22 protein-coding genes and 1 tRNA gene are annotated in these 22,909 nt (G+C 65.3%); 14 read left to right on the top strand and 9 right to left on the bottom strand.

Features of this window, described 5'->3' with window-relative positions:
* Nucleotides 1–14: 14 nt before the first annotated feature.
* The 5 genes from ABIB42_RS02190 to ABIB42_RS02170 all read right to left on the bottom strand — a co-directional run bounded on the left by ABIB42_RS02190 (nucleotide 15) and on the right by ABIB42_RS02170 (nucleotide 4,287).
* The gene (locus ABIB42_RS02190) at nucleotides 15–446 is read right to left on the bottom strand and encodes a response regulator (RefSeq protein ID WP_005667388.1); all 432 of its coding nucleotides are present in this window, start codon (nucleotides 444–446) and stop codon (nucleotides 15–17) included.
* Nucleotides 439–942: a GAF domain-containing protein gene (locus tag ABIB42_RS02185; protein WP_219864365.1), complete on the bottom strand. Its 504-nt coding sequence runs from the start codon at nucleotides 940–942 to the stop codon at nucleotides 439–441. The genes ABIB42_RS02190 and ABIB42_RS02185 overlap by 8 nt, the downstream gene beginning before the upstream one ends.
* A gap of 115 nt (nucleotides 943–1,057) precedes the next feature.
* On the bottom strand, nucleotides 1,058–2,359 hold the full coding sequence (locus ABIB42_RS02180) for a dicarboxylate/amino acid:cation symporter (RefSeq protein ID WP_005667392.1): 1,302 nt from the start codon (nucleotides 2,357–2,359) through the stop codon (nucleotides 1,058–1,060).
* A 184-nt stretch (nucleotides 2,360–2,543) separates the two neighbouring features.
* Nucleotides 2,544–3,527, bottom strand: coding sequence for an AraC family transcriptional regulator (locus tag ABIB42_RS02175; protein ID WP_429247818.1), 984 nt, complete (start codon nucleotides 3,525–3,527; stop codon nucleotides 2,544–2,546).
* On the bottom strand, nucleotides 3,505–4,287 hold the full coding sequence (locus ABIB42_RS02170) for a 3-hydroxybutyrate dehydrogenase (protein ID WP_370662453.1): 783 nt from the start codon (nucleotides 4,285–4,287) through the stop codon (nucleotides 3,505–3,507). Before ABIB42_RS02170 ends, ABIB42_RS02175 begins: the two co-directional genes overlap by 23 nt.
* Nucleotides 4,288–4,430: 143 nt before the next feature.
* On the opposite strand from ABIB42_RS02170, the gene ABIB42_RS02165 reads away from it, so the two are divergent.
* The 7 genes from ABIB42_RS02165 to ABIB42_RS02135 all read left to right on the top strand — a co-directional run bounded on the left by ABIB42_RS02165 (nucleotide 4,431) and on the right by ABIB42_RS02135 (nucleotide 11,143).
* Nucleotides 4,431–5,321, top strand: coding sequence for an alpha/beta fold hydrolase (locus tag ABIB42_RS02165; RefSeq protein ID WP_429247817.1), 891 nt, complete (start codon nucleotides 4,431–4,433; stop codon nucleotides 5,319–5,321).
* 51 nt (nucleotides 5,322–5,372) lie between these two features.
* On the top strand, nucleotides 5,373–5,723 hold the full coding sequence (locus tag ABIB42_RS02160) for a RidA family protein (protein ID WP_005667398.1): 351 nt from the start codon (nucleotides 5,373–5,375) through the stop codon (nucleotides 5,721–5,723).
* A 14-nt stretch (nucleotides 5,724–5,737) separates the two neighbouring features.
* Nucleotides 5,738–7,978 (top strand): RelA/SpoT family protein, encoded by a 2,241-nt coding sequence (locus tag ABIB42_RS02155; protein ID WP_429247816.1) that lies wholly within the window; start codon nucleotides 5,738–5,740, stop codon nucleotides 7,976–7,978.
* Between the two features lie 99 nt (nucleotides 7,979–8,077).
* Nucleotides 8,078–8,884: an MlaE family ABC transporter permease gene (locus ABIB42_RS02150; RefSeq protein WP_429247815.1), complete on the top strand. Its 807-nt coding sequence runs from the start codon at nucleotides 8,078–8,080 to the stop codon at nucleotides 8,882–8,884.
* Nucleotides 8,885–8,903: 19 nt separating this feature from the next.
* Nucleotides 8,904–9,851 (top strand): MlaD family protein, encoded by a 948-nt coding sequence (locus ABIB42_RS02145; RefSeq protein WP_005667404.1) that lies wholly within the window; start codon nucleotides 8,904–8,906, stop codon nucleotides 9,849–9,851.
* Complete coding sequence (locus ABIB42_RS02140; RefSeq protein ID WP_273028137.1) at nucleotides 9,848–10,492, top strand: hypothetical protein; 645 nt, start codon at nucleotides 9,848–9,850, stop codon at nucleotides 10,490–10,492. The genes ABIB42_RS02145 and ABIB42_RS02140 overlap by 4 nt, the downstream gene beginning before the upstream one ends.
* Nucleotides 10,493–10,618: 126 nt before the next feature.
* Entirely contained in the window at nucleotides 10,619–11,143 is a 525-nt protein-coding gene (locus tag ABIB42_RS02135) for a hypothetical protein (protein WP_005667409.1), read from the top strand.
* Between the two features lie 66 nt (nucleotides 11,144–11,209).
* Here the strand turns inward: ABIB42_RS02135 and ABIB42_RS02130 are convergent, their stop codons facing one another.
* The 4 genes from ABIB42_RS02130 to ABIB42_RS02115 all read right to left on the bottom strand — a co-directional run bounded on the left by ABIB42_RS02130 (nucleotide 11,210) and on the right by ABIB42_RS02115 (nucleotide 15,365).
* Entirely contained in the window at nucleotides 11,210–12,079 is an 870-nt protein-coding gene (locus ABIB42_RS02130) for a phytanoyl-CoA dioxygenase family protein (RefSeq protein ID WP_005667411.1), read from the bottom strand.
* Nucleotides 12,054–13,259, bottom strand: a complete 1,206-nt coding sequence (locus ABIB42_RS02125) for a glycosyltransferase (RefSeq protein ID WP_005667413.1) — start codon at nucleotides 13,257–13,259, stop codon at nucleotides 12,054–12,056. Before ABIB42_RS02125 ends, ABIB42_RS02130 begins: the two co-directional genes overlap by 26 nt.
* A 159-nt stretch (nucleotides 13,260–13,418) precedes the next feature.
* Nucleotides 13,419–14,357, bottom strand: coding sequence for an NAD(P)/FAD-dependent oxidoreductase (locus tag ABIB42_RS02120; protein WP_005667414.1), 939 nt, complete (start codon nucleotides 14,355–14,357; stop codon nucleotides 13,419–13,421).
* 84 nt (nucleotides 14,358–14,441) lie between these two features.
* Nucleotides 14,442–15,365, bottom strand: a complete 924-nt coding sequence (locus ABIB42_RS02115; RefSeq protein ID WP_005667415.1) for a cation diffusion facilitator family transporter — start codon at nucleotides 15,363–15,365, stop codon at nucleotides 14,442–14,444.
* Between the two features lie 131 nt (nucleotides 15,366–15,496).
* On the opposite strand from ABIB42_RS02115, the gene ABIB42_RS02110 reads away from it, so the two are divergent.
* From ABIB42_RS02110 to pheT, 7 genes are all read left to right on the top strand, one after another.
* Nucleotides 15,497–15,573, top strand: a tRNA-Val gene (locus ABIB42_RS02110).
* Between the two features lie 328 nt (nucleotides 15,574–15,901).
* Nucleotides 15,902–17,812 (top strand): threonine--tRNA ligase, encoded by a 1,911-nt coding sequence (gene thrS / locus ABIB42_RS02105; protein ID WP_005667417.1) that lies wholly within the window; start codon nucleotides 15,902–15,904, stop codon nucleotides 17,810–17,812.
* Nucleotides 17,812–18,369, top strand: a complete 558-nt coding sequence (gene infC, locus ABIB42_RS02100) for a translation initiation factor IF-3 (protein ID WP_267871919.1) — start codon at nucleotides 17,812–17,814, stop codon at nucleotides 18,367–18,369. The genes thrS and infC overlap by 1 nt, the downstream gene beginning before the upstream one ends.
* 295 nt (nucleotides 18,370–18,664) lie before the next feature.
* Entirely contained in the window at nucleotides 18,665–18,865 is a 201-nt protein-coding gene (gene rpmI, locus ABIB42_RS02095; RefSeq protein ID WP_005667419.1) for a 50S ribosomal protein L35, read from the top strand.
* A gap of 20 nt (nucleotides 18,866–18,885) precedes the next feature.
* Nucleotides 18,886–19,245, top strand: a complete 360-nt coding sequence (rplT, locus tag ABIB42_RS02090) for a 50S ribosomal protein L20 (RefSeq protein WP_005667421.1) — start codon at nucleotides 18,886–18,888, stop codon at nucleotides 19,243–19,245.
* Between the two features lie 134 nt (nucleotides 19,246–19,379).
* Nucleotides 19,380–20,393 (top strand): phenylalanine--tRNA ligase subunit alpha, encoded by a 1,014-nt coding sequence (gene pheS, locus ABIB42_RS02085; RefSeq protein WP_273028135.1) that lies wholly within the window; start codon nucleotides 19,380–19,382, stop codon nucleotides 20,391–20,393.
* Nucleotides 20,394–20,418: 25 nt separating this feature from the next.
* Nucleotides 20,419–22,845, top strand: a complete 2,427-nt coding sequence (gene pheT / locus ABIB42_RS02080; RefSeq protein ID WP_312485253.1) for a phenylalanine--tRNA ligase subunit beta — start codon at nucleotides 20,419–20,421, stop codon at nucleotides 22,843–22,845.
* Nucleotides 22,846–22,909: the final 64 nt, after the last annotated feature.

Here is a 22,909-nt window from a genome sequence, read left to right as displayed (position 1 = left end):
AAATGAACGCCGGCTCAGGCCGGGCGCTGGGGAAGGCCGGGCCGCGGTTTGCCGGCGGCGCCGAACTGCTCGATCGTTTCCAGCAGCACCTTGGCGCGGAACGGCTTCAGGATGACCCGGCTGATCCTGCGGTCGCGCAGCTCGTGCAGTAGTTCGGCGGTCGCCTGCTCGGCCATGATCGCGATCGGGATCGTCCCGTTCGCCGCGCCGCCGGCGCGCAGTTCGTCCACCAGGCTCAGGTCGTAGCGCCGTTCGCCGCCGCGACCGACGCAGTCGACCGCGATCACCGCGCCGTGGAAGGCGCGTGCGCGCAGCATGCGGCGCGCGGCCTCGATGCTGGCGGCTTCGTGCACCTGACTCAGCCCCAGGCTGCGCGCGGTCATCGCCACGGTGCGGCGCAGCATCGGCTCCGGTTCCACCAGCAAAATCTGTGTGGATTCAGCCATCGGCGTGCTCCACCGTGTTCGTCAATTCCATCAGCGCCAGGTCGCGCAAGGTGCCCAGGATCGCCAGCTCCATCGCATCGAGGGTGCGCGGACGGCGGTCGATCAGGCACAGGCTGCCCAGGCGCGGGCCGGATGGCAGCGCCAATGGGGCGCCGGCATAGAAGCGGATATGAGGCGCGCCCGTCACCAGCGGGTTGTCGGCGAAGCGCGGGTCGTGCAGCGCGTCGTCGACCACCATGATCTCGTCGCGCAGGATGGCGTGCGCGCAGAAGGACACGTCGCGCCCCGTCTCGCACACCGGCATGCCCACGCGCGCCTTGAACCACTGGCGATCGGCGTCGACCAGCGTGACCAGCACGATCGGCATGTCGAACTCGGCGGCGGCGAATTGCGCGATCCTGTCGAAGCGTTCCTCGGGCGGGGTATCGAGGATCAAGAGCTCGTACAGCGCGGCCAGGCGCGCGGCTTCGTTGTCGGGTGTGGCGGCGATGTGCATCGTGGAGCCCGCAGGGCGGTCGTCGATCGGGATGGCCGCAATATAGCAGACTGCTTGCGGGCATAAAAAAACCGTGTCACGAGGACACGGTTTTCAGGGTGGGCAGCGATTGGGATTACGCCGCTTCGCGCACTTCCTTCAGGCTGTTCTGGTCTTCGACATGCACACGGCCGCTCAGGACGTCGTCCATGCGCGCCGAATCCAGTTCCTTTTCCCACTTCGACACCACGACCGTCGCGACGCCGTTGCCGATGAAGTTGGTCAGGGCGCGCGCTTCGCTCATGAAGCGGTCGATGCCCAGGATCAGGGCCATGCCGGCCACCGGGATCGTCGGCACCACGGCCAGGGTCGCGGCCAGCGTGATGAAGCCGGCGCCGGTGATGCCCGATGCGCCTTTCGAGGTCAGCATCGCCACCAGCAGGATGGTCAGTTCCTGGGTCAGGGTCAGGTCGGTGTTGGTCGCCTGCGCCACGAACAGCGCTGCCATCGTCATGTAGATATTGGTGCCGTCCAGGTTGAACGAGTAGCCGGTCGGGACGACCAGGCCGACCACTGGCTTCGAGCAGCCCAGCTTTTCCAGCTTGCGCATCAGGTTCGGCAGCGCGCTTTCCGACGACGAGGTGCCCAGCACGATCAGCAGTTCTTCCTTGATGTACTTGATGAACTTGAAGATCGAGAAGCCGGTGAACTTGGCGATCGCGCCCAGCACCACGAACACGAACAGCGCGCAGGTCAGGTAGAACGAACCCATCAGCTTGGCCAGCGGCAGCAGCGATTCCAGGCCATATTTGCCGATGGTAAAGGCCATCGCGCCGAAGGCGCCGATCGGCGCGACTTTCATGACGATGTTGACGATGCCGAAGATCACGTGGGCAATGTCGTCGATGAACTTGGTCACCGGACGGCCGCGTTCGCCCATCATCGACAGCGCGAAGCCGAACAGGATCGCGATCAGCAGGACCTGCAGGATATTACCGGTAGCGAAAGCATCCACGAAGGTATTCGGGATGATGTGCATGATGAACTCGGTCGTGGTCTGTGCATGCGCATTGGTGGTGTATTGCGCGATCGAGCTCGAATCGAGGTGGGCCGGATCGACGTTGAAGCCGGCGCCCGGCTTGGCCAGGTTGGCGACCACCAGGCCGATGGCCAGGGCGAAGGTCGACACGACTTCGAAATAGATCAGCGCCTTGCCGCCGACGCGGCCGATCTTCTTCATGTCCTGCATCCCGGCGATGCCGGCGACGACGGTACAGAAGATCACGGGGGCGATGATCATCTTGATCAGTTTGATGAAGCCGTCTCCCAAAGGCTTCATCGCGGTGCCCAGTTCGGGGTAGAACACCCCCAGCAACACGCCAAGGACGATGGCGATCAGCACCTGGACATACAGTACTTTATAAAAAGGCTTCTTCATGGCAACTCTTCAACGAGGTTGGTGGTTGTTCCATGTTGGAGCAATCGTTCCCGGCAAGCTATTGTGGAAATCCGCATGCTGCACTGCACCAGGGCATCACGGATGACCACGCACCGCAGCGGTGCGGCAGGCAAGCGCAGCAGGTGGCGTGTTTGCCATGCCCAGGTCGGGCAGAGGAAAATGACTAGCTCGAGGCGGCCAATGCCGCGCGCCGCCAGGCGCCCGGCCCCACGCCGTAGCTGCGCTTGAAGACCCGGTTGAAGGCCGCCTCGGACTGGTAACCGACCGCTTCGCCGATCGCCGCGACCGGCCGCGTGTCGCGCGCCAGCCACTGGGCGGCCTGAATCATGCGCAACTGCACAAGGGCGTCGAGTGGCGTCGTGCCCGCCAGCTGGCGGAACAGGCGCGCGAAGGTGGCGCGCGACATGAAGCAGGCCGCCGCCAGTTCTTCCACCAGCCAGGAGCGCTCCAGTTGCGCCAGCATCAGGCGCAGCGCGGGGCCGAGGCGGCGGTCGGCCAGCACCGCCAGCAGGCCGGGGGTGGTCGGGCCGTCGTCGAGCCAGGCGCGCAGCAACAGCGTGAACAGCGCTCCGGACAGCTGCGCCACCACGGCCGCGGCGCCGGGCCGTGCGCTGTCGGCTTCGCTGCGCAGCATCGTCACCAGCGCGAGCAGGCCGGCGAAGTCGGGACGTGAAGAGGCGTGAACGACGATCATGGCGGGCAGCGCCGGCTGCAGGACACGGCGCGCGCCATCGTCGAACACGAACTGGCCGCACAGGATGCCGGTCGGCGCGCCGGCGCCGTCATTCGACACCCAGCGCAGCGGCGCCGGGCCCGGCACGTCCACCAGGGCGCGCGCCTGTTCCGGCGTCCCCGCATGCAGCCGGTGGGCGCCGCCCTGCGGGAAGACGACGATGTCGCCGGCGGCGAGCCTGACCCGTTCGCCGCCGGGCGTGTCGACCGCGGCTTCGCCCTCGACGATCAGGTGATAGGGCGCGACGCCGGCGCTGGCCGCCGGCTGCTCCAGCACCCAGGGCGCGGCCAGCGCGCAGCGGATGTCGAGCGAGGTGCGCAGGGTGAACAGCGACAGCAGGCGGCTGAGCGCATCCACGCCCTGGGCGGCGGCGGCGCCGGCCAGGTCGGGCTTACTGCGCAGCCCAGCCTCCATCCATGTTCCAGGCCACGCCGCGCACCTGGTCGGCTGCCGGGCTGCAGAAGAACACGGCCAGCGCGCCCAGTTCTTCCGGGGTGACGAATTCGCCCGACGGTTGTTTCTCAAGCAGCAAGGCCTTGCGCGCGGCGTCGTTGTCCAGGCCCTCGCGCGCGGCGCGGTCGTCGACCTGCTTCTGCACCAGCGGGGTCAGCACGAAACCGGGGCAGATCGCGTTCGCGGTCACGCCGGTCTGCGCCGTCTCGAGCGCCGTCACCTTCGTGAAGCCGACCAGGCCGTGCTTGGCGGCGACGTAGGCCGATTTCTGGCTCGACCCGACCAGGCCGTGCACCGAGGCCAGGTTGATGATGCGGCCCCAGTTTTTCCGCTTCATCGCGGGCAGGGCCAGGCGGGTGGTATGGAAGGCCGAGCTGAGGTTGATGGCGATGATGGCGTCCCATTTCTCGATGGGGAAGTCCTCGACCGCCGCCACGTGCTGGATGCCGGCATTGTTGACCAGGATGTCGACCCCGCCAAATTTCTCGGTGGCGTATGCCATCATGGCCTCGATCTCTCCTGGCTTGGACATGTCTGCGTTGTGGTAGGCGGTCTGCACCCCGAACTCGGCGCCGATGTCGGTGTACAGCTTCTCGATCTGCTGGGCGTCGCCGAAGCCGTTGAATACGATGTTGGCGCCCTGTTCGGCCAGCGAGCGCGCGATCCCGAGCCCGATGCCCGAGGTCGAACCGGTGACGAGAGCCGTTTTGCCACTTAGCATGGTGGATTTCATTGTGTCCTCTATATGAAGGTGATCGGGGGAACTTCCTCAGAATTGGTAGAATTCTAATCGCAACGCCATCGCGGTGGTGATTTGCAGAGCGCCGCGAAGCGGCGGCTACATATTGTCATGACGGAGTCACGATGTCTGAACCCAGATTAAAAAGCGTCCAGTGCAGCTCGCCCGCCGGGCTGCACCGCGTCGCCTACAAGGAATGGGGCGACGCGGACAATCCGAAGGTGCTGGTCTGCGTGCACGGCGTGACCCGCGTGGGCGACGATTTCGACCACCTGGCGCGCACCCTGTGCGACGACTATCGCGTGGTATGCCCGGATATCGTCGGGCGCGGGCGCTCGGAGCGCCTGCGCGATCCGGCCTATTACACGGTGCCGCAATACATGGCCGACATGGTGACCCTGATCGCGCGCATCACTGCCGGCGCCCGGGGTGGGGCCGATAGCGAGGACGTGGCCTGGTTCGGCACCTCGATGGGCGGCCTGATCGGCATGGCGCTGGCCGCGCTCGAGGGCAGCCCGATACGCAAGTTCGTGCTCAACGATATCGGTCCGGTGCTCGATGGCGCCGCCTTGCGGCGCATCGGCGACTACATCGGCCAGGACCTGCGCTTTCCGAGCTTTGCCGCCGGGGCCGAGTTCGTGAAAACGGTCTCGGCATCGTTCGGCCCGCACTCCGACGACGAATGGCGCAAGCTGGCGGCCGACGTCCTGCGCCAGGGGCAGGACGGCCAGTGGGAACGCCATTACGACTTGCACCTGGCGCAGCCGTTCCGGGCCATCACCCTGGAAGGGGCCGCCCAGGACGAGGCCGCGCTGTGGGCGGCCTGGGACGCGATCCGCTGCCCGACCCTGCTGGTGCGCGGCGAGCAGTCCGACCTGCTGTCGCGCGCGACCGCGCAGCAGATGACGCAGCGCGGACCGCGTCCGCGCCTGGTCGAGATCCCCGGGGTGGGCCATGCGCCGACCTTCGTGCACGACGACCAGATCGCGATCGCGCGTGAATTTTTGATCGGCTGAATTATTAATCCGGACCTGAACGGTTCCTCACAAACCTAGAAGAAAGAGATCATGGAAATCAAACGACTGCACGTAGGCAAGCGCCTGTCCGAAGTGGCGATCCACAACGAAACCGTCTACCTGGCCGGCCAGATCGCCGAAGACACCAGCCAGGGCATCGAGGGCCAGATGCGCGAGGTGCTGGGCCACGTCGACCGCCTGCTGGGCGAGGCCGGCAGCGACAAGACCTGCATCCTCTCCTGCCAGATCTTTATCTCCAGCATGGACAACTTCCCCGGCATGAACAGCGTGTGGGACGAGTGGGTGGCGCAGGGCCATACCCCGCCGCGCGCGACCGTCGAAGCCAGGCTCGCCAACCCCGCCTGCCTGGTCGAGGTCTGCGTCGTCGCCGCCCTGCGCTAAGGCAGAACCGTCGTATGGTATCGACCGCCCTGTTGGGCGACGTCAACAGCGGCCTGGTCCAGGGACTGGGGCAGGAGGACTGCGCGCGCGTGCACGCGGCGCTCGACTACGCGGCCGCGAGCTATGGCGAGCGGGTCGCCTCGTCGGGCCAGGGCGCCTTCGAGTTCTCGCTCGGCGCGGCCGGCACCCTGGCCTACCTGAACACCGACGCCGAGACCCGCATCGCGGGCCTGCTGTTCGAGCTGGCGCTGATGGATCCGTCCACCTTCGGGCGCATCGAGGAGCGCTTCGGCCCCGAGGTGGCGGCGCTGGTGCAGGGCGTGCACCAGCTGATCCGCCTGCGCGACCTGACCGTCGGCCAGGCGCCGGTGGGCAGCGGCAAGAACGCGGCCCAGCAGGCCGCGGCCCACAACGAAACCCTGCGCAAGATGCTGCTGGCGATGGCCACCGACATGCGCGTGGTCCTGATGCGCCTGGCCTCGTGCGCCGCCACCTTGCGCCACTTCGCCGAACACAAGCGCTTCGACGAGGTCACGCGCGCCTATGGCCGCGAGGTGCTGGACTTCTATGCGCCGCTGGCCAACCGGCTCGGCATCTGGCAACTGAAGTGGGAGCTGGAAGACCTGGCGTTCCGCTTCATCGAGCCGGACACCTACAAGCGCATCGCCAGGATGCTCGAAGAAAAGCGCATGTCGCGCGAGAGCTTCGTGGCCTCGTCGATCGCGCGCCTGCAAAGCGAGCTGGCGGCGGCCGGCATCAAGGCCGACGTCTCGGGACGGCCGAAGCACATCTACAGCATCTGGAGCAAGATGCGCGGCAAGGAGCTCGATTTCTCCGAGCTGTATGACGTGCGCGCCTTCCGCGTGATCGTGGCGGACGTCAAGACCTGCTACACGGTGCTGGGCGTGATCCACAATATCTGGACCCCGGTGCCGAAGGAGTTCGACGACTACATCTCGCGTCCCAAGCCGAACGGCTACCGCTCGCTGCACACGGTGGTGACGGCCGACGACGGCCGGCCGCTGGAAGTGCAGATCCGGACGCAAGAGATGCACAATTTCGCCGAGTACGGCATCGCCGCCCACTGGCGCTACAAGGAAGAGGGCGGGTCCAACTTCAAGAGCCAGCAGTACGACGAGAAGATCGCCTGGCTGCGCCAGCTGCTGGCCTGGAAGACCGACGTGGCCGACGCCGTGGCCGGCCAGGAAGAGCAGCAGAAGGAATGGGTCGAGAAGCTCAAGGCGGCCAGCCTGGACGACCGCATCTTCGTGCTCACGCCGCAGGCGCGGGTGCTGGAGCTGCCGGTCGGCGCCACGCCGATCGACTTCGCCTACCACCTGCACAGCGAGGTCGGGCACCGCTGCCGCGGCGCCAAGATCGACGGCGTGATGGTGCCGCTGAACACCCCGCTCAAGAACGGCCAGACCTGCGAGATCATCACCGCCAAGGGCGGCGCCGGCAGCCAGGGCCCGTCGCGCGACTGGCTCAGTCCCGAGTACACGGTCTCGAGCCGCACCCGGTCCAAGATCCGCGCCTGGTTCCATGCGCTGGACATGGCCGAAACGCTGGCCCATGGCCGGGCGCTGGTCGAGAAATCCCTGCAGCGCGAGGGCAAGACCGCGGTCAACCTCGAGCTGCTGGCGCAGAAGCTGGGCTTCGCCAAGGTGGACGAATTGTTCATCGAGGTCGGCAAGGACAAATTCAGCCTGCGCCACGTGGAAGCCGCGCTGCACGAGAACGCCGAGCCGGCGCCGGTCGAAGACGCGGCGGTGGTCAACAAGAGCCGCGCCTCGAGCGTGGAGCAGGGCGCCAAGTCGGGCGTGCTGGTGGTGGGCACCGAGGGCCTGATGACGATGCTGGCCAAGTGCTGCAAACCTGCGCCCCCGGACCCGATCGTCGGCTTCGTCACGCGCGGCAAGGGCGTCTCGATCCACCGCCTCAGCTGCAAGAACTTCGCCGAGATGCAGGCCAAGTCGCCCGAGCGCGTGATCCAGGTGGAGTGGGGCACGGCCGGCTTCGAGACCGTGTATCCGGTCGACCTGTTCATCCTGGCGCAAGACCGCCAGGGCCTGCTGCGCGACATCTCCGAGGTGTTCTCGCGCGAGAAGATCAATGTGATCGGGGTGAACACCCAGAGCGCCAGGGGCCAGGCCCGCATGGTGTTCACGGCGGAGATCGGGTCGACGGCGCAGGCGCAGAAGGCGCTGGCGGCGATCATGGAGGTCTCGGGGGTGATGGAGGCGCGCAGGCAATAGGGCGCAGCAGGGCGCCGGCCTTGCCGCCGCGGACCGTGCGAACGTAATCATTTGTCACGGGTCCGCGCAATTGCCTGTAACCGAAGTATCATTCAGCCCATGCCGCGAACGATCCCGCCCATCGCCCAACCGACCCTGTGGCCCGCCTACCTGGCGCGCTACCTGCGCAGCTGGTGGTACATGATCCACCTGGGCGCGATCGCCGTCGTCACGGCGCTCTCGCCTTCCACCTGGCGCCGCGCGAGCTTCCATGCCACCGCGCGCCACATCCACGCCAGCACCTGGCAGGTGCTGCCCTGGTTCACGCTCGCCTCCTGCCTGGTCAGCCTGGTCATCATCCGCATCGTGCTGGTCACGGCCAGGAGCTACGGCCTGTCCGGCCTCGCGCTCGAGATGGTGGTGCGGGTGCTGGTGCTGGAGCTGATCCCGCTGTCGGCAGCGCTGTTCGTGGCGCTGCGCGCCAGCATGGCCTTCGACGCCTCGGCCCTGGGCCTGGCGCGCTCGGGCCTGTCGATCCGCGCCGCCAGCGACGAAGCCCTGCGCCGCGTGCGGCGCGACCTGGTGCCCCAGCTGATCGCCAATGCGGTGGCGGTGCTCTCGCTGGCGATGGTCACCTCGATCATCGTGCTGCTGCTGGCTTACCTGAACGTGTATGGCCTGTCGCCCTGGGGCATTCCCGACTACACCCGCACCGTGGGCCGCGTGTTCGCGCCGGTGGTGACGGCCGGCTTCGTGCTCAAGACGGTGCTGTTCGGCCTGGCCGTGGCCCTGATCCCGACCGCCGCCGTGCTCGAGCTGCAGCGCTATCCGCGCGCCCTTGCCACCACCGTGCAGCCCGGCGCGCTGCGCCTGCTGTTCGTGCTGATCGTGATCGAGGCCGGCTCGCTGGCCCTGAAATACATCTGAATCCTGGAACGAGAACTACATGCCGGACCTGACTCCTGATCCATCCATTCTTGATGAGCCGAAGAACGTCGAAGCCAAGGCGGCGATCGTCCTGGTGATGCTCGGCCTGTTGATCGCGGCCTTCGTGCTGTACGTGATGTACGCGCGCGGCGTGTTCGAGCCGACCCAGCGCCTGACCCTGGTGGCCGAGGATTCGTCCGGCGTCATCCCCGGCATGGACATGACGTTCGCGGGCTTTCCGATCGGGCGCGTGCGCCAGGTCGACCTGGGCGACGACGGCAAGGTGCAGATCACGGTCGACGTCCAGAGCAAGGACGCCAAGTGGCTGCGCGCCTCGAGCGTGTTCACGCTCGAGTCGAGCATCGTCGGCGAGACCCGCCTGCGCGCCTATACCGGGGTGCTGACCGACGCGCCGCTGCCGCCGAACTCCACCCGCACCGTGCTGCGCGGCGACGCCACCGCCGAGATCCCGCGCATCGTCGCCACCGCCAGGGCGCTGCTGGAAAACCTGGAAACCATGACCGCCTCCGGCTCGGACGTCAACGCCAGCCTGGCCAACCTGTCGGCGGTGACGGGCCGCATGTCGGGCCGCTACGGGGTGCTGGGGGGCGCGCTGGGCGGCGACGAAGAGGCGAAGAAGCTGATGGAGGCGCTGGACCGGGTCAACGCCATCCTGGCCAAGGCCGACCAGCGCGTGTTCGGCAAGGCCGGCGTGATGGACGACACGCAAGCCGCGATCCGCCAGCTGGACGTGGTGCTGCAGGACGCCAGCGCCACGCTGAAGAAGGTCGACGCGGTGCTGGTCGAGGCCCAGGCGGTCGGCGCCAACACGCGCGCGGCCACCGAAGACCTGGGCGCGCTGCGCGGCGAAGTCGACGCCAGCCTGCGCAAGGTGAACCGCCTGGTCGAAGAAATCAACCGCAAATGGCCGTTCGCGCGCAGCAGCCAGGAGATCAAGCTTCCATGAAGATCGCATACGTATGCATTGCGGCCGTGCTGGCCGGCTGCGCCAGCAAGCCGTTGCCGCCGGACTGGCAAGCCAACGCCAAGGGCGCCCTGGACGCGTCGGTCGACGACTACCTGAAGGGGCACACGGCGGCTTCCGAGGCCGAATTCCGCGAGGCGCGGCGCGAGACGGCTGCCACCGGCCGGCTAGACCGCGTGGCCCAGGTGGAGCTGGTGCGCTGCGCGGCGCAGGCGGCCAGCCTGGTGTTCGAGGAGTGCCCGGGCTATGCGGCGCTGGCCGCCGACGCCACGCCGGCCCAGCGCGCGTATGCCGCCTACCTGGCGGGGCAGTGGGAAGGCCTGGACGTGGCGCTGCTGCCCGAGCAGCATCGCGCCGTGGTGGGCGGCGGGGCGCTGGACAAGATCGAAGACCCGTTGTCGCGTATGGTGGCGGCCGGGGCGCTGTTCAAGGCCGGGCGCATGACGCCGCAGGGCATCGCGCTCGCTGTCGACACGGCGTCGAGCCAGGGCTGGCGGCGACCCTTGCTGACCTGGCTCGGGGTGCAGGAGCAGCGTGCCAAGGCAGCGGGCGATACCGGCGCGACGGAGCAGATCCGGCGTCGGATGGCGCTGGTGTCCGGCACGCTGCCGGCTGGGCAATGAGGGTATCCGTTGTTATGCGGTTGTAAACCTTGGTTAATCGGTCATTTGACCGCGGCTTGGCGCTTGTAGACTGGCCGTGCAGTCCGATGAAGCCAACCGTGTACAAATCTACCATGGAGCAGCGCCATGTCCCGCATCGACTTCGCCAGTCCCTACCGCGTGCAAGGCACGATCACTTCCTTCGGCGAGCTGGCCAAGAAGAACCCTGACGTGGTCTACAAGATGCCCGACGAACTGGTCGCCGAGGCCAGGCTGCACGATGAGCAGATGGCCGCGCGCCTGGAAGCAGGGCGCCGTTACGCCGACCTGCATCCCGACAAGATCCATGCCCAGATCACCTTGGGCGGCAAGACGTTGGCGACGATCTACGACTCCGGCGTCACCCACCTCGAGCGGGAAGCCTACGGCGCGCAACTGACCAATGATGGCGAGGGGCTGGCCTTGGCCGACGCCCGCATCGCCGACATCCTGAAGGCGATTCCGGGAGAGGTGAAATACAGGGATTTGACCGACCCGGGAGGTCGCTCGGCGCGTGCCGCGCCGGACTCGGCGCTGCCGAAGGTGACTGCGCGCAGCCTCATGCAAATCCTGCAGGACCTGGACTGGAAACTGGCGCGTGCGCGCATCGACGAGGGCACGCCCGGGGCTTGAGTGAATTGTCGAGAAGGCCAAAGCGACGATGGGAACGCCGTCGGGCGTGCCGATGGCGGTCTCGATTCAGGCTCGCGGAGGCAGGGTGTCCATCGGCAGCAGGCGATGCACCAGTTTCTCCGACAAGCGGCGCAAGCGATTCGCTGTGCCGGCGGGCGCCAGGAGGTCCAGGCGGCGGCCGAAATGGCTGACGCCCGGCAGCTCGACCCCGAACAATTGCTGGCGTTGCGGGTCGTTATCGAAACGCCCCAGATCGGACGGCGCCGCGCTGCGGAAGGCTTTCATCCAGAAGTGCCCGTAGGTGTAAATGAGCGATTTACGCACGCGATCGGTTTCGTTGGCTTCGGCCATGTGCAGCACGTGGGTGTTGAACAGCACGACGTCACCGGCGCGCGGCACGATGCGCACCGTGGCGCCGGACCCGGCCAGCGTCGGTCGATGCGGATTCACGTGCAGTGGCGGCAGGTGCTGGCTGCCGGGGATGAATGACAGGCAGCCCTGGTTCGGCGCCAGGTCTTCCAGGTAAAAATGGGCTTTGGCCAGGAAGCCCGGCGCGTGGGCGGGATTGACGCCCGAGACGCGCGCGATGTCGGAGTGGTAGGGGCTGGTGAAGGTCGGGCCGGGAAAGAACAGGCGCGCACTGGTCTCCTGCAACGCGATATCCTCGCCCACCGTCGCCCGCAGCAGCGGGAGCAGCTGCGGCAGGTCGACGAGGTCGACGAATACCGGGTCGGCGTCGAGGATGGCAGGCAGGTCGTGGAAGCGCTTGCCGCTGGCGCGCGCCTGGTCCGTCGCCTGCGCGTGACGGGCGGCGGCGGCATCGAAGGCGCTGCGCGCGGCGTCCCGCACCGCCTGCGGCAGCAACTGTTTCAGGTGAACGAATCCTTGTGTATTGTACTGGAGCGTCAGGTCAAGCAGCTGGTCGGTGGAGAGCATGGTCGATGGAGAATCCGGCGGCGTTGGAGAACAGGTTGAATTGGGCATGCGTGGTCGCATGCCAGGAGTGCAGGCGCGCATGCGCGCAGGTGGCTTCGCGCGCGGGCATGTCGGCGCGCAGGCGCCGCACGGCGTCGGCCACGCCTGCCGCCGAATTGGCGCGCAGCAGCAACCCGGCCGCATGGCAGCGCACCACTTCGGCGGTGCCGCCCACGTCGCTGGCCAGGGCCGGCGCACCGCAGGCCATCGCCTCGAGCAGCACGTTGGCCCAGCCTTCGCGGTTCGAAGCCAGCACCAGCGCGTCGGCGGCGCTGTAGCAGGTGCGCAGTTGGTCCTGTGTGAGGAGGCCGAGGAAGCGAACGCGCTCGTGCACGCCGAGTTCGTGGCACAGGGCCATGAGCTCGCCGCGTTCCGGGCCGGCGCCAACGATCATCAGGCGCACGCCGGGCAGTTCCGGCAGCGCGGCGATGACCTTGTCGTGACCCTTGCGTTCGATCAGGTGACCGACCGAGAGCAGGGTAAAGCCCTCGACGCCCAGCGTCGCACGTGATCGCGCATAGGGTTCCGGATAGAACAGATCGAGATCGACGCCGTTGCGCAGCGCATGGATGCGTTCTCCTGGCAGGCCGAGGCGGATCATGTCCTGGCGCAGCGCCTCGCACACGCTGATCATTGCGTACGCGGCATGCGCGGCCTGGCGGATCAGGCGGCGTGGCCAGGCGTGGCCCGGCAGCTGCGTGATGTCGCTGCCGAGGGCGCTGATGACGACCGGCTTGCCATAATGGCGCCCCAGCATGGCTGCAGCCACGCCATCGGGATAAAAGTAGTGAGCGTCGATCACGTCGAAATCGCCGCCCTGCGCGAGCAGGCCATCGATGGCCCGGCGTGCGGCGTGATACAGCGTCCAGGGCGTCATGTACATGCCGATCCGGGGCACATTCGCGTAGCGTGGATGCAGCACGTGCACGCCGTTACGGACTTCCTCGAGCGGTACCCGCGCATAGCGGGCATAGCGCCCGAAGAGGCCCGCGGTCGACGGGAACCACGGCACCGGCGCGACCACCACCGCGCGCATGGGGTGAAGGCGCAACTGCTGGCGCAGGCTGGTCTCGGTGAAAATGCCGTGGTGCGGCTCCACGGCATTCGGGTACAGAGTAGAGAACGTCAGGATATTCAGCATCGGGGTCGCTGGCAACGTTGATCGGTCGCGCCGCCATCAATCGATGATGATTCGGACGATGGGTATCGCCATGCAATTCCCATGCCTATCTGCAATCACTTGATTTTGTTCAGTATCTAAAACTTAAGTTATTCTGTTGTAAGTTTTATCGACAGTCAGTTACGGTCGGGCGCGCAGCGCCCACGGGAGCGTATTGTGGATGGTCGTGGCTGCAATCGCAGCCTGGCCCGCGGCCACCGCGATCTGGTTCAGTCCGCGGGTGACGTCGCCGATGGCGAACAGGCCCGGCACCGAGGTGCGGCAATGGTCATCCACCAGCAGCTTGTCGCACTCGACGGTCTCGGCGCCAAGCGCCGCAGCCAGTCCCGAACGTGCGCTTTCCCCGAGCATGGGATAGAACACATCGCATGCATAGTCCTGGCCGTCGCGCGTGTGCAGCACCGGTCGCAGCTCGTCGGTCAGGGTCACGCCGGCCAGCGGCGAGGTGATGTGCCGCACGTTCGCCGCTTCCAGCTGGCGTTTTTCGTCGGCGTCGACCGCCGATTCCTCGGTCCGCTCGAACAGCAGCACCTCGGTGCTGAAGCTGCGCATGAACAGCGCATGGCCGACCGGATTGACCTCGGAGGTGGCCACCGCGATGCGCTTGTCGATCACGTCGAAGCCGTCGCACACCGGGCACAGGCGCACGGCGCCGGCGGCCACCGCTTCTTCCCAGCGCTCGACCGGCATGCCGGCGTCGGCCACGCCGGTGGCCAGCAGCACCGTATGGGCGCGCAGGGTCGTCAAATCTCCCTCGGGACTGCAGCAGTCGGCCTCGAACAGCCCGTCCTCGATGCGCAGGTTCGTGATTTCGCCCGGAATCACATGGCCGCCGTAATTGCCGAGCTGGCAACGGAGCTGGTCCAGCAACTGCTTGCCGTTGATTCCGTCCGGAAAGCCCGGATAGTTGTGCGAGACGGGAATCCAGCCCAGCCGGCTATTGCCCTTGTCGACCAGGGCGACGTTGCGGGTGAAGCGGTGCAGGTAGATGGCGGCGGTCAGGCCGCCGGGCCCGCCGCCGACGATGAGCGTGTCGAATACATTGGTTTTCAGTTCCATGCGGCCGATTATCCCGAGCCGCTCGCCGGCAGGCTATCGGCGCGTGCCTCAACGCCGGGTCGGCATCGGCTTACAGGCGCGCCCTCAGAGCGATTTGCCGCCCGCGGCCTCGGGCTGCAGGGTCACGTGATCGATGCCGTGCCGTTCGCGCAGCATGGCGCGCACCGCTTCCAGCACCGGCGGCCATTCTTCCAGGCTGCGGATCTCGATGTGGCCGATCAGGGCGGGGTGGCCTGGCGACATGTCCCACACATGCATATCATGCACGGCCAGCACGCCGTCGACGGCGGCCATGTCGGCGCCGACCTGCACGTAGTCGATCGCGTGCGGCACGCCTTCCATCAGGAAGTGGTACGACTCGCGCAGGATGCCGCTGGTCGAGCGCAGGATCAGGAGGGCGACGAAGATCGACAGGATCGGGTCGGCCTGCACCCAGCCGGTGATGTAGATGATGGCGCCGGAGGCGATCGCGGCCAGCGAGCCGAGCAGGTCGCCCATGACATTGACCAGGGCGGCGCGGGTATTGATGCTGTCGTTATTGCGCGAAAGAATCCATGCCACCAGCAGATTGATCGACGCGCCCAGGGCCGCGACCACCAGCACGATGCCGCCTTGTACATGCTCGGGATGGATCAGGCGCTGCACCGCCTCGTAACCGATCCAGGCCACCAGGCCCAGCATCGCCAGGCAGTTGACGAAGGCGGCCAGCGCCTCGGCGCGCACGAAGCCGAAGGAGTGGCGGGCCGACGGCGGACGCTTGGCGATCAGCTGGGCCAGCAGGGCCAGGCCGAGGGCGGCGGCATCGGTCACCATGTGACCGGCATCCGAGATCAGGGCCAGCGAGTTGGACAGGAAGCCGGTGATCACTTCGATCACGGCGAACAGCAGGGTCAGGCCGAGCGCCACCGCCAGCGCCTTCTGGCTGCGCGCCTCGATCGAGTGCGAATGGCTGGCGTCGCCGTCCAGGTGGGCGTGCAGGTGCGAAGGGTCGAGCGGCTTGTAGGTCATCGCTTGCGAAGTAAATATGGTGGCTGACCGCAAGTGTAAAGCATACGCCAGAGGGCAGGGGCGGGCCCTGCGGCAACTATTTCCGTGCGAGGGTTGCGGTTCCGCCATGCGGTCCTTATAATGGCGGCATCGGGCGGTTAGTTCAGCTGGTTAGAATACTTGGTCGACATCCAAGGGGTCGCAGATTCGAATTCTGCACCGCCCACCAGAACACAGAAATTCAAAGAAGCGTAGCGAGCGGAAGCAGTTCTGGTTGAGAAGCGCAGCCGTACTTTAGTACGGCGAGCATCGCAAACCGGAAATGCGAACGCGCAGTAGCTTGTTTGGGTTTCGTTGAGTAAGAGCGAGAAAGGCACCGACGGTTATGACACCGCGAACTACAACCTGGTTGTGGGGGAATCGCTAGACGCGAAGGGGTGTGCTTTTGCTCAACACAACGGAAAAACGCGGCTAGTGCCGCGTTTTTTTTTCGTCTTTTAAATTTTCATTGTCTTTTTGTTTATTTTCACCGGCGCGTGCGCCAATTGGAGAACAGCATGCTGAACGTTCGACTTCCCGATGGCTCCAGCCGTCAATTCGACGGCCCCGTGACGGTGGCCCAGGTAGCACAGAGTATTGCCCCGAGCCTGGCCAAGGCCGCCCTGGCCGGCAAGGTCAACGGCAAGGTGGTCGATACCTCGCACTTGATCGAGAGTGATGCGGATCTGGCGATCGTGACCGACCGCGACCCGGAAGGCCTGGACGTGATCCGTCACTCGACCGCCCACCTGCTGGCCTATGCGGTCAAGGAATTGTTCCCGGAAGCCCAGGTCACCATCGGCCCGGTCATCGAGAATGGCTTCTACTACGATTTCTCGTACAAGCGTCCATTCACCCCGGACGACCTGGCCGCCATCGAAAAGAAAATGGTCGAGCTGGCCAAGAAGGACGAGCCGGTCACCCGCAAGGTGCTGCCGCGCGACGAAGCCGTGGCCTATTTCAAGTCGATCGGCGAAGCCTATAAGGCCGAGATCATCGCCTCGATCCCCGCCAATGAAGACGTGTCGCTGTACAGCGAAGGCGGCTTCACCGACCTGTGCCGCGGCCCGCACGTGCCGTCGACCGGCAAGCTGAAGGTCTTCAAGCTGATGAAGCTGGCCGGCGCCTACTGGCGCGGCGACTCGAAGAACGAGATGCTGCAGCGCGTGTATGGCACCGCCTGGACCAAGAAGGAAGACCAGGAGCAGTACCTGCACATGCTCGAAGAAGCGGAAAAGCGCGACCACCGCAAGCTCGGCAAGGCATTGGACCTGTTCCACTTCCAGGAAGAAGCGCCGGGCCTGGTGTTCTGGCACCCGAAGGGCTGGACCGTCTGGCAACAGGTGGAGCAGTACATGCGCCACAAGTACCAGGCCAGCGGCTACAGCGAAGTCAAGGCGCCGCAGATCCTCGACCGCACCCTGTGGGAAAAGACCGGTCACTGGGAAAACTACCGTGACAATATGTTCACCACCGAGTCGGAAAACCGCTCGTACGCCCTCAAGCCGATGAACTGCCCGGGCCACGTGCAGATCTATAACTCGGGCCTGCGCTCCTACCGCGACCTGCCGCTGCGCTTCGGCGAATTCGGCCAGTGCCACCGCAACGAATCCTCGGGCGCGCTGCACGGCCTGATGCGCGTGCGCGGCTTCACCCAGGACGACGGCCACATTTTCTGCACCGAAGAGCAGATCGAGGCCGAAGTGACCGCCTTCCACTCGCAGGCGATGGCGGTGTACGACGATTTCGGCTTCGCCAACATCGACGTCAAGCTGGCGCTGCGTCCGGAGGGCCGCATCGGCTCCGACGAAGTCTGGGACCAGGCCGAAGAGGCGCTGCGTTCGGCGCTGCGCGCCTGTGGCGTGGAATGGACCGAGCTGCCGGGCGAGGGCGCCTTCTATGGCCCGAAGATCGAGTACCACCTGAAGGATAGCCTCGGCCGTCCATGGCAGGTCGGCACGATGCAGGTCGACTTCTCGATGCCGGGCCGCCTCGGTTCCGAGTATGTCGCGGAAGACAATACCCGCAAGGTGCCGGTGATGCTGCACCGCGCGATCGTGGGCTCGATGGAGCGCTTCATCGGTATCCTGATCGAGAACTATGCCGGCGCGCTGCCGCTGTGGCTTGCGCCGGTGCAAGTAGCGGTGCTCAATATCTCCGACGCACAGGCTGACTACGTCAAGGAAGTTGAGCAAAAGCTGCGCCAGGCGGGCCTGCGCGTTCACGCTGATTTGCGGAACGAGAAGATCACCTATAAAATACGTGAACATTCCGTCCAAAAACTGCCGTATATCCTCGTTGTCGGGGATAAGGAAAAGGACGCGAACACTGTGGCCGTGCGTGCCCGCGGCAATGTCGATCTGGGCGTGATGTCCGTCGACGCGCTCGTGGAGCGTCTGGTAGGCGAAGTTGCCGCCAAGACGAAATAATCCCGGCCAATACCAATACATTCAAAGGAAAAGACATAGCTACTGACAAGCAGAATCGCATCAATGGCGAGATCACCCATCCGGAAATGCGTTTGAACGGTGTGGACAACGAGCCGCTGGGCATCGTGACCCTGGCCGAAGCGTTCCGTCTGGCCGAAGAAAAGAACGTCGACCTGGTTGAGATCGCGCCAAATGCGGTCCCTCCGGTTTGCCGCCTGATGGACTACGGCAAGTTCAAGTATTCGGAGCAGAAGAAGGCCCACGAAGCCAAGCTCAAGCAGAAGATCATTCAGGTCAAGGAAATCAAGTTCCGTCCGGGCACCGATGAAGGCGACTACAGCATCAAGCTGCGCAACCTCATCAAGTTCCTGGAAGAAGGCGACAAGACCAAGATCACCTTGCGCTTCCGTGGCCGCGAGATGGCGCACCAGGACATCGGCCTGCGCATGCTCGAGCGCCTGCGCGGCGACCTGGAGCCGTATGGCCAGGTCGAGCAGTTCCCGAAGCTCGAAGGTCGCCAGATGATCATGGTGGTCGCGCCGAAAAAGAAGAAGTAATTCTTCGCGCGAGGTAGATACACGGCCGGGTCCGTGGTGCTGGCGAAAGCCGGCGCCGCGGCCCGGCTTTCACACGTCCGTGTCGCGCGGGCGGGTGTGCGGATTGCCGGATGAGTTGCCGGGGGCCATGCTATTCCCCCAAAACCTGTGCTACAATCTGCGATTCCTGTTTTTAGAAACAGGTTGTAGCAGACTCGCTTCTGCTGCAAGACAAGTGAAAGTAGGCATCCAAGAGCAGCGTTGCTGCCACCTGCAATCCTGTCCCATATGAGGCTGTCCGCAAGGGCAGATGACTATGCCAAAAATGAAAACCAAGAGCTCCGCGAAGAAACGTTTTCGCGTGCGTCCGGGCGGTACCGTCAAGTCGGGCATGGCCTTCAAGCGTCACATCCTGACCAAGAAGACCACCAAGAACAAGCGCCAGCTGCGCGGCACCCGTAACATCAATGCGTCGGACGTGACCAGCGTCTACCGCATGATGCCATCTGCTGTTTAATCTCACACTAAGGAGCTAATATGCCTCGAGTAAAACGTGGGGTTACTGCACGTGCCCGTCACAAGAAAGTTCTTGAACTTGCCAAAGGCTACCGTGGCCGCCGCAGCAAGGTATACCGTATTGCCAAGCAAGCAGTCATGCGCGCTGGCCAGTATGCCTACCGCGATCGCCGCAACAAGAAGCGCGTCTTCCGCGCACTGTGGATCACCCGTATCAACGCGGCTTCGCGTTCGCACGGCATGACCTACAGCGCCTTCATGAACGGCCTGAAGAAGTCCGCGATTGAACTGGACCGTAAAGTCCTGGCCGACATGGCTGTGCATGACAAGCCGGCATTCGCCGCGATCGTCAGCGCCGTCAAGGCCAAGCTGGCCGCTTAATTCAAGCAGTCTGCTAGCAAGTCAGTGCCGCGTTAGCAATAGCGCGGCGCACTAGAAGCGGGGCAAGGGTCACACCTGTGCCCCGTTTTTGATTCTGGCGTCTCCCGCCAACGAAAAACAGGAAAAGAACAAGCATGAACCTGGAAGAACTCGTCGTCGCGGCTAGGTCCGACTTCGCGGCCAGCCTGGATGCCGCCGCGCTCGAAAATGCGAAAGCCAAGTACCTGGGCAAGACCGGCCAGGTGACCGACCTCATGAAGGGCCTCGGCAAGCTCGACCCTGAACAGCGCAAGGCGCAGGGCGCCCTGATCAATGCCGCCAAAGAACAAATCGAACAGGCCTTGACCGCGCGCCGCGAGGCGCTCGCCGAAGCGCAGCTGATGCTGCGCCTGTCCGCCGAGAGCATCGACGTCACCCTGCCGGGCCGCGGCCGCTCGAAGGGCGGCATCCACCCGGTGATGCGCACCTGGGAGCGTGTGGAGCAGATCTTCCGCTCGATCGGCTTCGACGTCGCCGACGGTCCCGAGATCGAGACCGACTGGACCAACTTCACCGCACTGAACAGCCCCGAGAACCATCCGGCGCGTTCGATGCAGGACACCTTCTATATCGAGGGCAACGACAGCAGCGGCAAGCCGCTGCTGCTGCGCACCCACACCAGCCCGATGCAGGTGCGCTACGCGCGCACCCATACGCCACCGATCAAGGTGATCGCGCCGGGCCGCACCTACCGCGTCGACAGCGACGCCACCCACTCGCCGATGTTCCACCAGGTCGAAGGCCTGTGGATCGGCGAGGACATCAGTTTTGCCGACCTCAAGGGCGTGTACCTGAACTTCGTCAAGGCGTTCTTCGAGACCGACGACCTGCAAGTGCGCTTCCGTCCGTCATACTTCCCGTTTACCGAGCCGTCGGCCGAGATCGATATCGCCTTCGGTTCCGGTCCGCTCAAGGGCCGCTGGCTGGAAGTGTCGGGCGCCGGCCAGGTGCACCCGACCGTCGTGCGCAATTTCGGACTGGATCCGGAAAAATTCATCGGCTTCGCGTTCGGCTCCGGCCTCGAGCGCCTGACGATGCTGCGTTATGGAATCAACGACCTGCGCCTGTTCTATGAAGGCGATCTGCGTTTCCTGAAGCAGTTCAATTAATTTGCGAAGCTGAGGTAGAAAGAATATGCAATTCTCGGAAAACTGGCTCCGTTCCATCGTCGATCCGAAGATGAGTTCGGATGAGCTGTCCCATCTGCTGACCATGTCCGGCCTCGAAGTGGAAGAGGTCGAGGCGGTCGCGCCGCCGTTCTCGAACGTGGTGGTGGCCGAAGTCAAGGAAGTGGTGAAGCACCCGAACGCCGACCGCCTGAACGTGTGCCAGGTCGATGCCGGTACTGGCACGCTGCTGAATATCGTGTGCGGCGCGCCGAACGTGCGCGCCGGCATGAAGGCGATCTGCGCCAAGTCCGGCGCGCTGCTGCCGCCGGGCGCCGACGGCAAGCCGTTCGAGATCAAGACCGGCAAGTTGCGCGGCGTCGAGTCGCAGGGCATGATGTGTTCAAGCAAGGAGCTGGGCATCTCGGAAGAGAGCAGCGGCCTGATGGAACTGCCGGAAGACGCCCCGGTCGGCCAGAACATCCGCGACTACCTGGGCCTGAACGACCTCAAGTTCACCATCAAGCTGACCCCGAACAAGGCCGACTGCCTGTCGGTGCTGGGCGTGGCGCGTGAAGTGTCGGCCCTGACCGGCTCGCCCCTGAGCCTGGCGCCGACGCGCGCCGTGCCGGTGAGCAGCGACGAAATCCTGCCGGTCAAGGTGTCGGCGCCAGACCTGTGCGGCCGTTTCGCCGGCCGCGTGATCCGCGGCCTGAACGCGCGCGCGGCCACCCCGGAATGGATGAAGCGCCGCCTGGAACGCAGCGGCCAGCGCTCGGTGTCGGCCCTGGTCGACATCTCCAACTATGTGATGCTCGAAGTCGGCCGTCCGTCGCACGTGTTCGACCTGGCCAAGATCCACGGTTCGCTCGACGTTCGCTGGGGCAAGAAGGGCGAGTCGCTCAAGCTGCTGAACGGCAATACCGTCGAGCTCGACGAATGGGTCGGCGTGATCGCCGACGACAAGGAGATCGAGTCGCTGGCCGGCATCATGGGCGGCGATTCCACCGCCGTCTCGCTGGACACGACCGACATCTACCTGGAAGCGGCGTTCTGGTGGCCGAACGCGATCCAGGGCCGTGCCCGCCGTTATAACTTCTCGACCGATGCGGCGCACCGCTTCGAGCGCGGCGTCGACTATGCGACCATTCCCGACCATATCGAGCGCATCACCGCGCTGATCGTCGAGATCTGCGGCACCGGCGAGACCAAAGTCGGCCCGGTCGACGACCAGATCGTGAATCTGCCGCAGCGCCAGCCGGTGCTGCTGCGCACGGCGCGCGCGCAGAAGGTCATCGGCGTGCCCCTGAGCGACGAGTTGATCGCCGACATCTTCACCCGCCTGGGGCTGGAGTTCACGCGCGGCGAGGGCACGTTCCTGGTGACGGCGCCGTCGTACCGCTTCGACATCGAGATCGAGGAAGACCTGATCGAGGAAGTGGCGCGTGTGTATGGCTTCGAGAACATTCCAGCCAATCCGCCGGTGGCGCCGAGCGCCATGCTGATCGCGCCGGAAAACACCCGTTCGCTGTTCGCAATCCGCCATCAGCTGGCCGACCTGGGTTACCAGGAAGTGGTCAATATGAGCTTCGTCGAGAGCGCCTGGGAGGCCGATTTCGCCGGCAATCCCGAGCCGATCCGCCTGCAGAACCCGATCGCCAGCCAGCTCTCCGTGATGCGTTCGAGCCTGATCGGCAGCCTGGTCGCCAATGTGCGCTACAATATCAACCGCAAGGCGGGCCGCGTGCGCGCCTTCGAAGTCGGCGCCGTGTTCAAGCGCAATGGCGAGGTCCAGGATGGTCCGCTGGCGGTGGCCGGCTTTGATCAGCCCAAGCGCGTGGCCGCGATCGCCTACGGTCCCGCCGCGGACGAGCAGTGGGGCATGCCGACCCGCGCCGTCGATTTCTTCGACGTGAAGGCCGACCTGGAAGCGCTGTTCGCTCCGCGCCAGCTGCGCTTCGCCAAGGCCGAGCACCCGGCGCTGCACCCGGGCCGCTGCGCCACGGTCGAGCTGGACGGCAAGCAGATCGGCCTGGTCGGCGAGCTGCATCCGCGCTGGCTGCAGAAATATGACCTGCCGCAAGCGCCGGTACTGTTCGAAGTCGATGCCGACGCCCTGTGCGAGCGCGTGGTCCCGCGTTACACCGAGATCTCGAAGTTCCCGGGCGCCACGCGCGACCTGGCGCTGGTGGTCAAGCAAGACGTTCCGGCCCAGCGCGTGATCGATGCGTTCAATGCCGAGATCGCCGCCAATCCTGCAGGCAAGATCGTGCAAGCCGTTGTTTTGTTTGATGAATATCGCGGCAAGGGCCTGGAGACGGATGAAAAAAGTCTTGCTTTCCGCTTTAGCTTGCAAGATACTCAATCGACGCTGCAGGACGAAGCGGTCGATGCCATCATGGCAGCGGTCGCCGAATCGGCGTCGACGAAACTGCACGCGCGGCTGCGCGCATGAGTAGCGCAACAAGCCGAGAAATCCGATAGTAGCTACAGTCCATGACGGGCAAGCCAGGCTTGCC

The sequence above is a fragment of the Massilia sp. UYP32 genome, from assembly GCF_050434365.1.
Lineage (GTDB): Bacteria > Pseudomonadota > Gammaproteobacteria > Burkholderiales > Burkholderiaceae_D > Telluria > Telluria timonae.
Note: the sequence above shows the minus strand (reverse complement) of the source record. Positions and strands in the feature narration are given on the sequence as shown.

Bases quoted from the DNA above. Each gene is read 5' to 3' on its own strand.
- ABIB42_RS02180 (WP_005667392.1), bottom strand. From the start codon at position 2,359: ATGAAGAAGCCTTTTTATAAAGTACTGTATGTCCAGGTGCTGATCGCC.
- ABIB42_RS02165 (WP_429247817.1), top strand. From the start codon at position 4,431: ATGTCTGAACCCAGATTAAAAAGCGTCCAGTGCAGCTCGCCCGCCGGG.
- ABIB42_RS02190 (WP_005667388.1), bottom strand. From the start codon at position 446: ATGGCTGAATCCACACAGATTTTGCTGGTGGAACCGGAGCCGATGCTG.
- ABIB42_RS02175 (WP_429247818.1), bottom strand. From the start codon at position 3,527: ATGGAGGCTGGGCTGCGCAGTAAGCCCGACCTGGCCGGCGCCGCCGCC.
- ABIB42_RS02120 (WP_005667414.1), bottom strand. From the start codon at position 14,357: ATGGAACTGAAAACCAATGTATTCGACACGCTCATCGTCGGCGGCGGG.
- ABIB42_RS02140 (WP_273028137.1), top strand. From the start codon at position 9,848: ATGAAGATCGCATACGTATGCATTGCGGCCGTGCTGGCCGGCTGCGCC.
- ABIB42_RS02150 (WP_429247815.1), top strand. From the start codon at position 8,078: ATGCCGCGAACGATCCCGCCCATCGCCCAACCGACCCTGTGGCCCGCC.
- rpmI (WP_005667419.1), top strand. From the start codon at position 18,665: ATGCCAAAAATGAAAACCAAGAGCTCCGCGAAGAAACGTTTTCGCGTG.
- pheS (WP_273028135.1), top strand. From the start codon at position 19,380: ATGAACCTGGAAGAACTCGTCGTCGCGGCTAGGTCCGACTTCGCGGCC.
- ABIB42_RS02135 (WP_005667409.1), top strand. From the start codon at position 10,619: ATGTCCCGCATCGACTTCGCCAGTCCCTACCGCGTGCAAGGCACGATC.
- ABIB42_RS02160 (WP_005667398.1), top strand. From the start codon at position 5,373: ATGGAAATCAAACGACTGCACGTAGGCAAGCGCCTGTCCGAAGTGGCG.
- ABIB42_RS02145 (WP_005667404.1), top strand. From the start codon at position 8,904: ATGCCGGACCTGACTCCTGATCCATCCATTCTTGATGAGCCGAAGAAC.
- pheT (WP_312485253.1), top strand. From the start codon at position 20,419: ATGCAATTCTCGGAAAACTGGCTCCGTTCCATCGTCGATCCGAAGATG.
- ABIB42_RS02125 (WP_005667413.1), bottom strand. From the start codon at position 13,259: ATGCTGAATATCCTGACGTTCTCTACTCTGTACCCGAATGCCGTGGAG.
- ABIB42_RS02185 (WP_219864365.1), bottom strand. From the start codon at position 942: ATGCACATCGCCGCCACACCCGACAACGAAGCCGCGCGCCTGGCCGCG.
- thrS (WP_005667417.1), top strand. From the start codon at position 15,902: ATGCTGAACGTTCGACTTCCCGATGGCTCCAGCCGTCAATTCGACGGC.
- ABIB42_RS02170 (WP_370662453.1), bottom strand. From the start codon at position 4,287: ATGCTAAGTGGCAAAACGGCTCTCGTCACCGGTTCGACCTCGGGCATC.
- ABIB42_RS02155 (WP_429247816.1), top strand. From the start codon at position 5,738: ATGGTATCGACCGCCCTGTTGGGCGACGTCAACAGCGGCCTGGTCCAG.
- ABIB42_RS02130 (WP_005667411.1), bottom strand. From the start codon at position 12,079: ATGCTCTCCACCGACCAGCTGCTTGACCTGACGCTCCAGTACAATACA.
- rplT (WP_005667421.1), top strand. From the start codon at position 18,886: ATGCCTCGAGTAAAACGTGGGGTTACTGCACGTGCCCGTCACAAGAAA.
- ABIB42_RS02115 (WP_005667415.1), bottom strand. From the start codon at position 15,365: ATGACCTACAAGCCGCTCGACCCTTCGCACCTGCACGCCCACCTGGAC.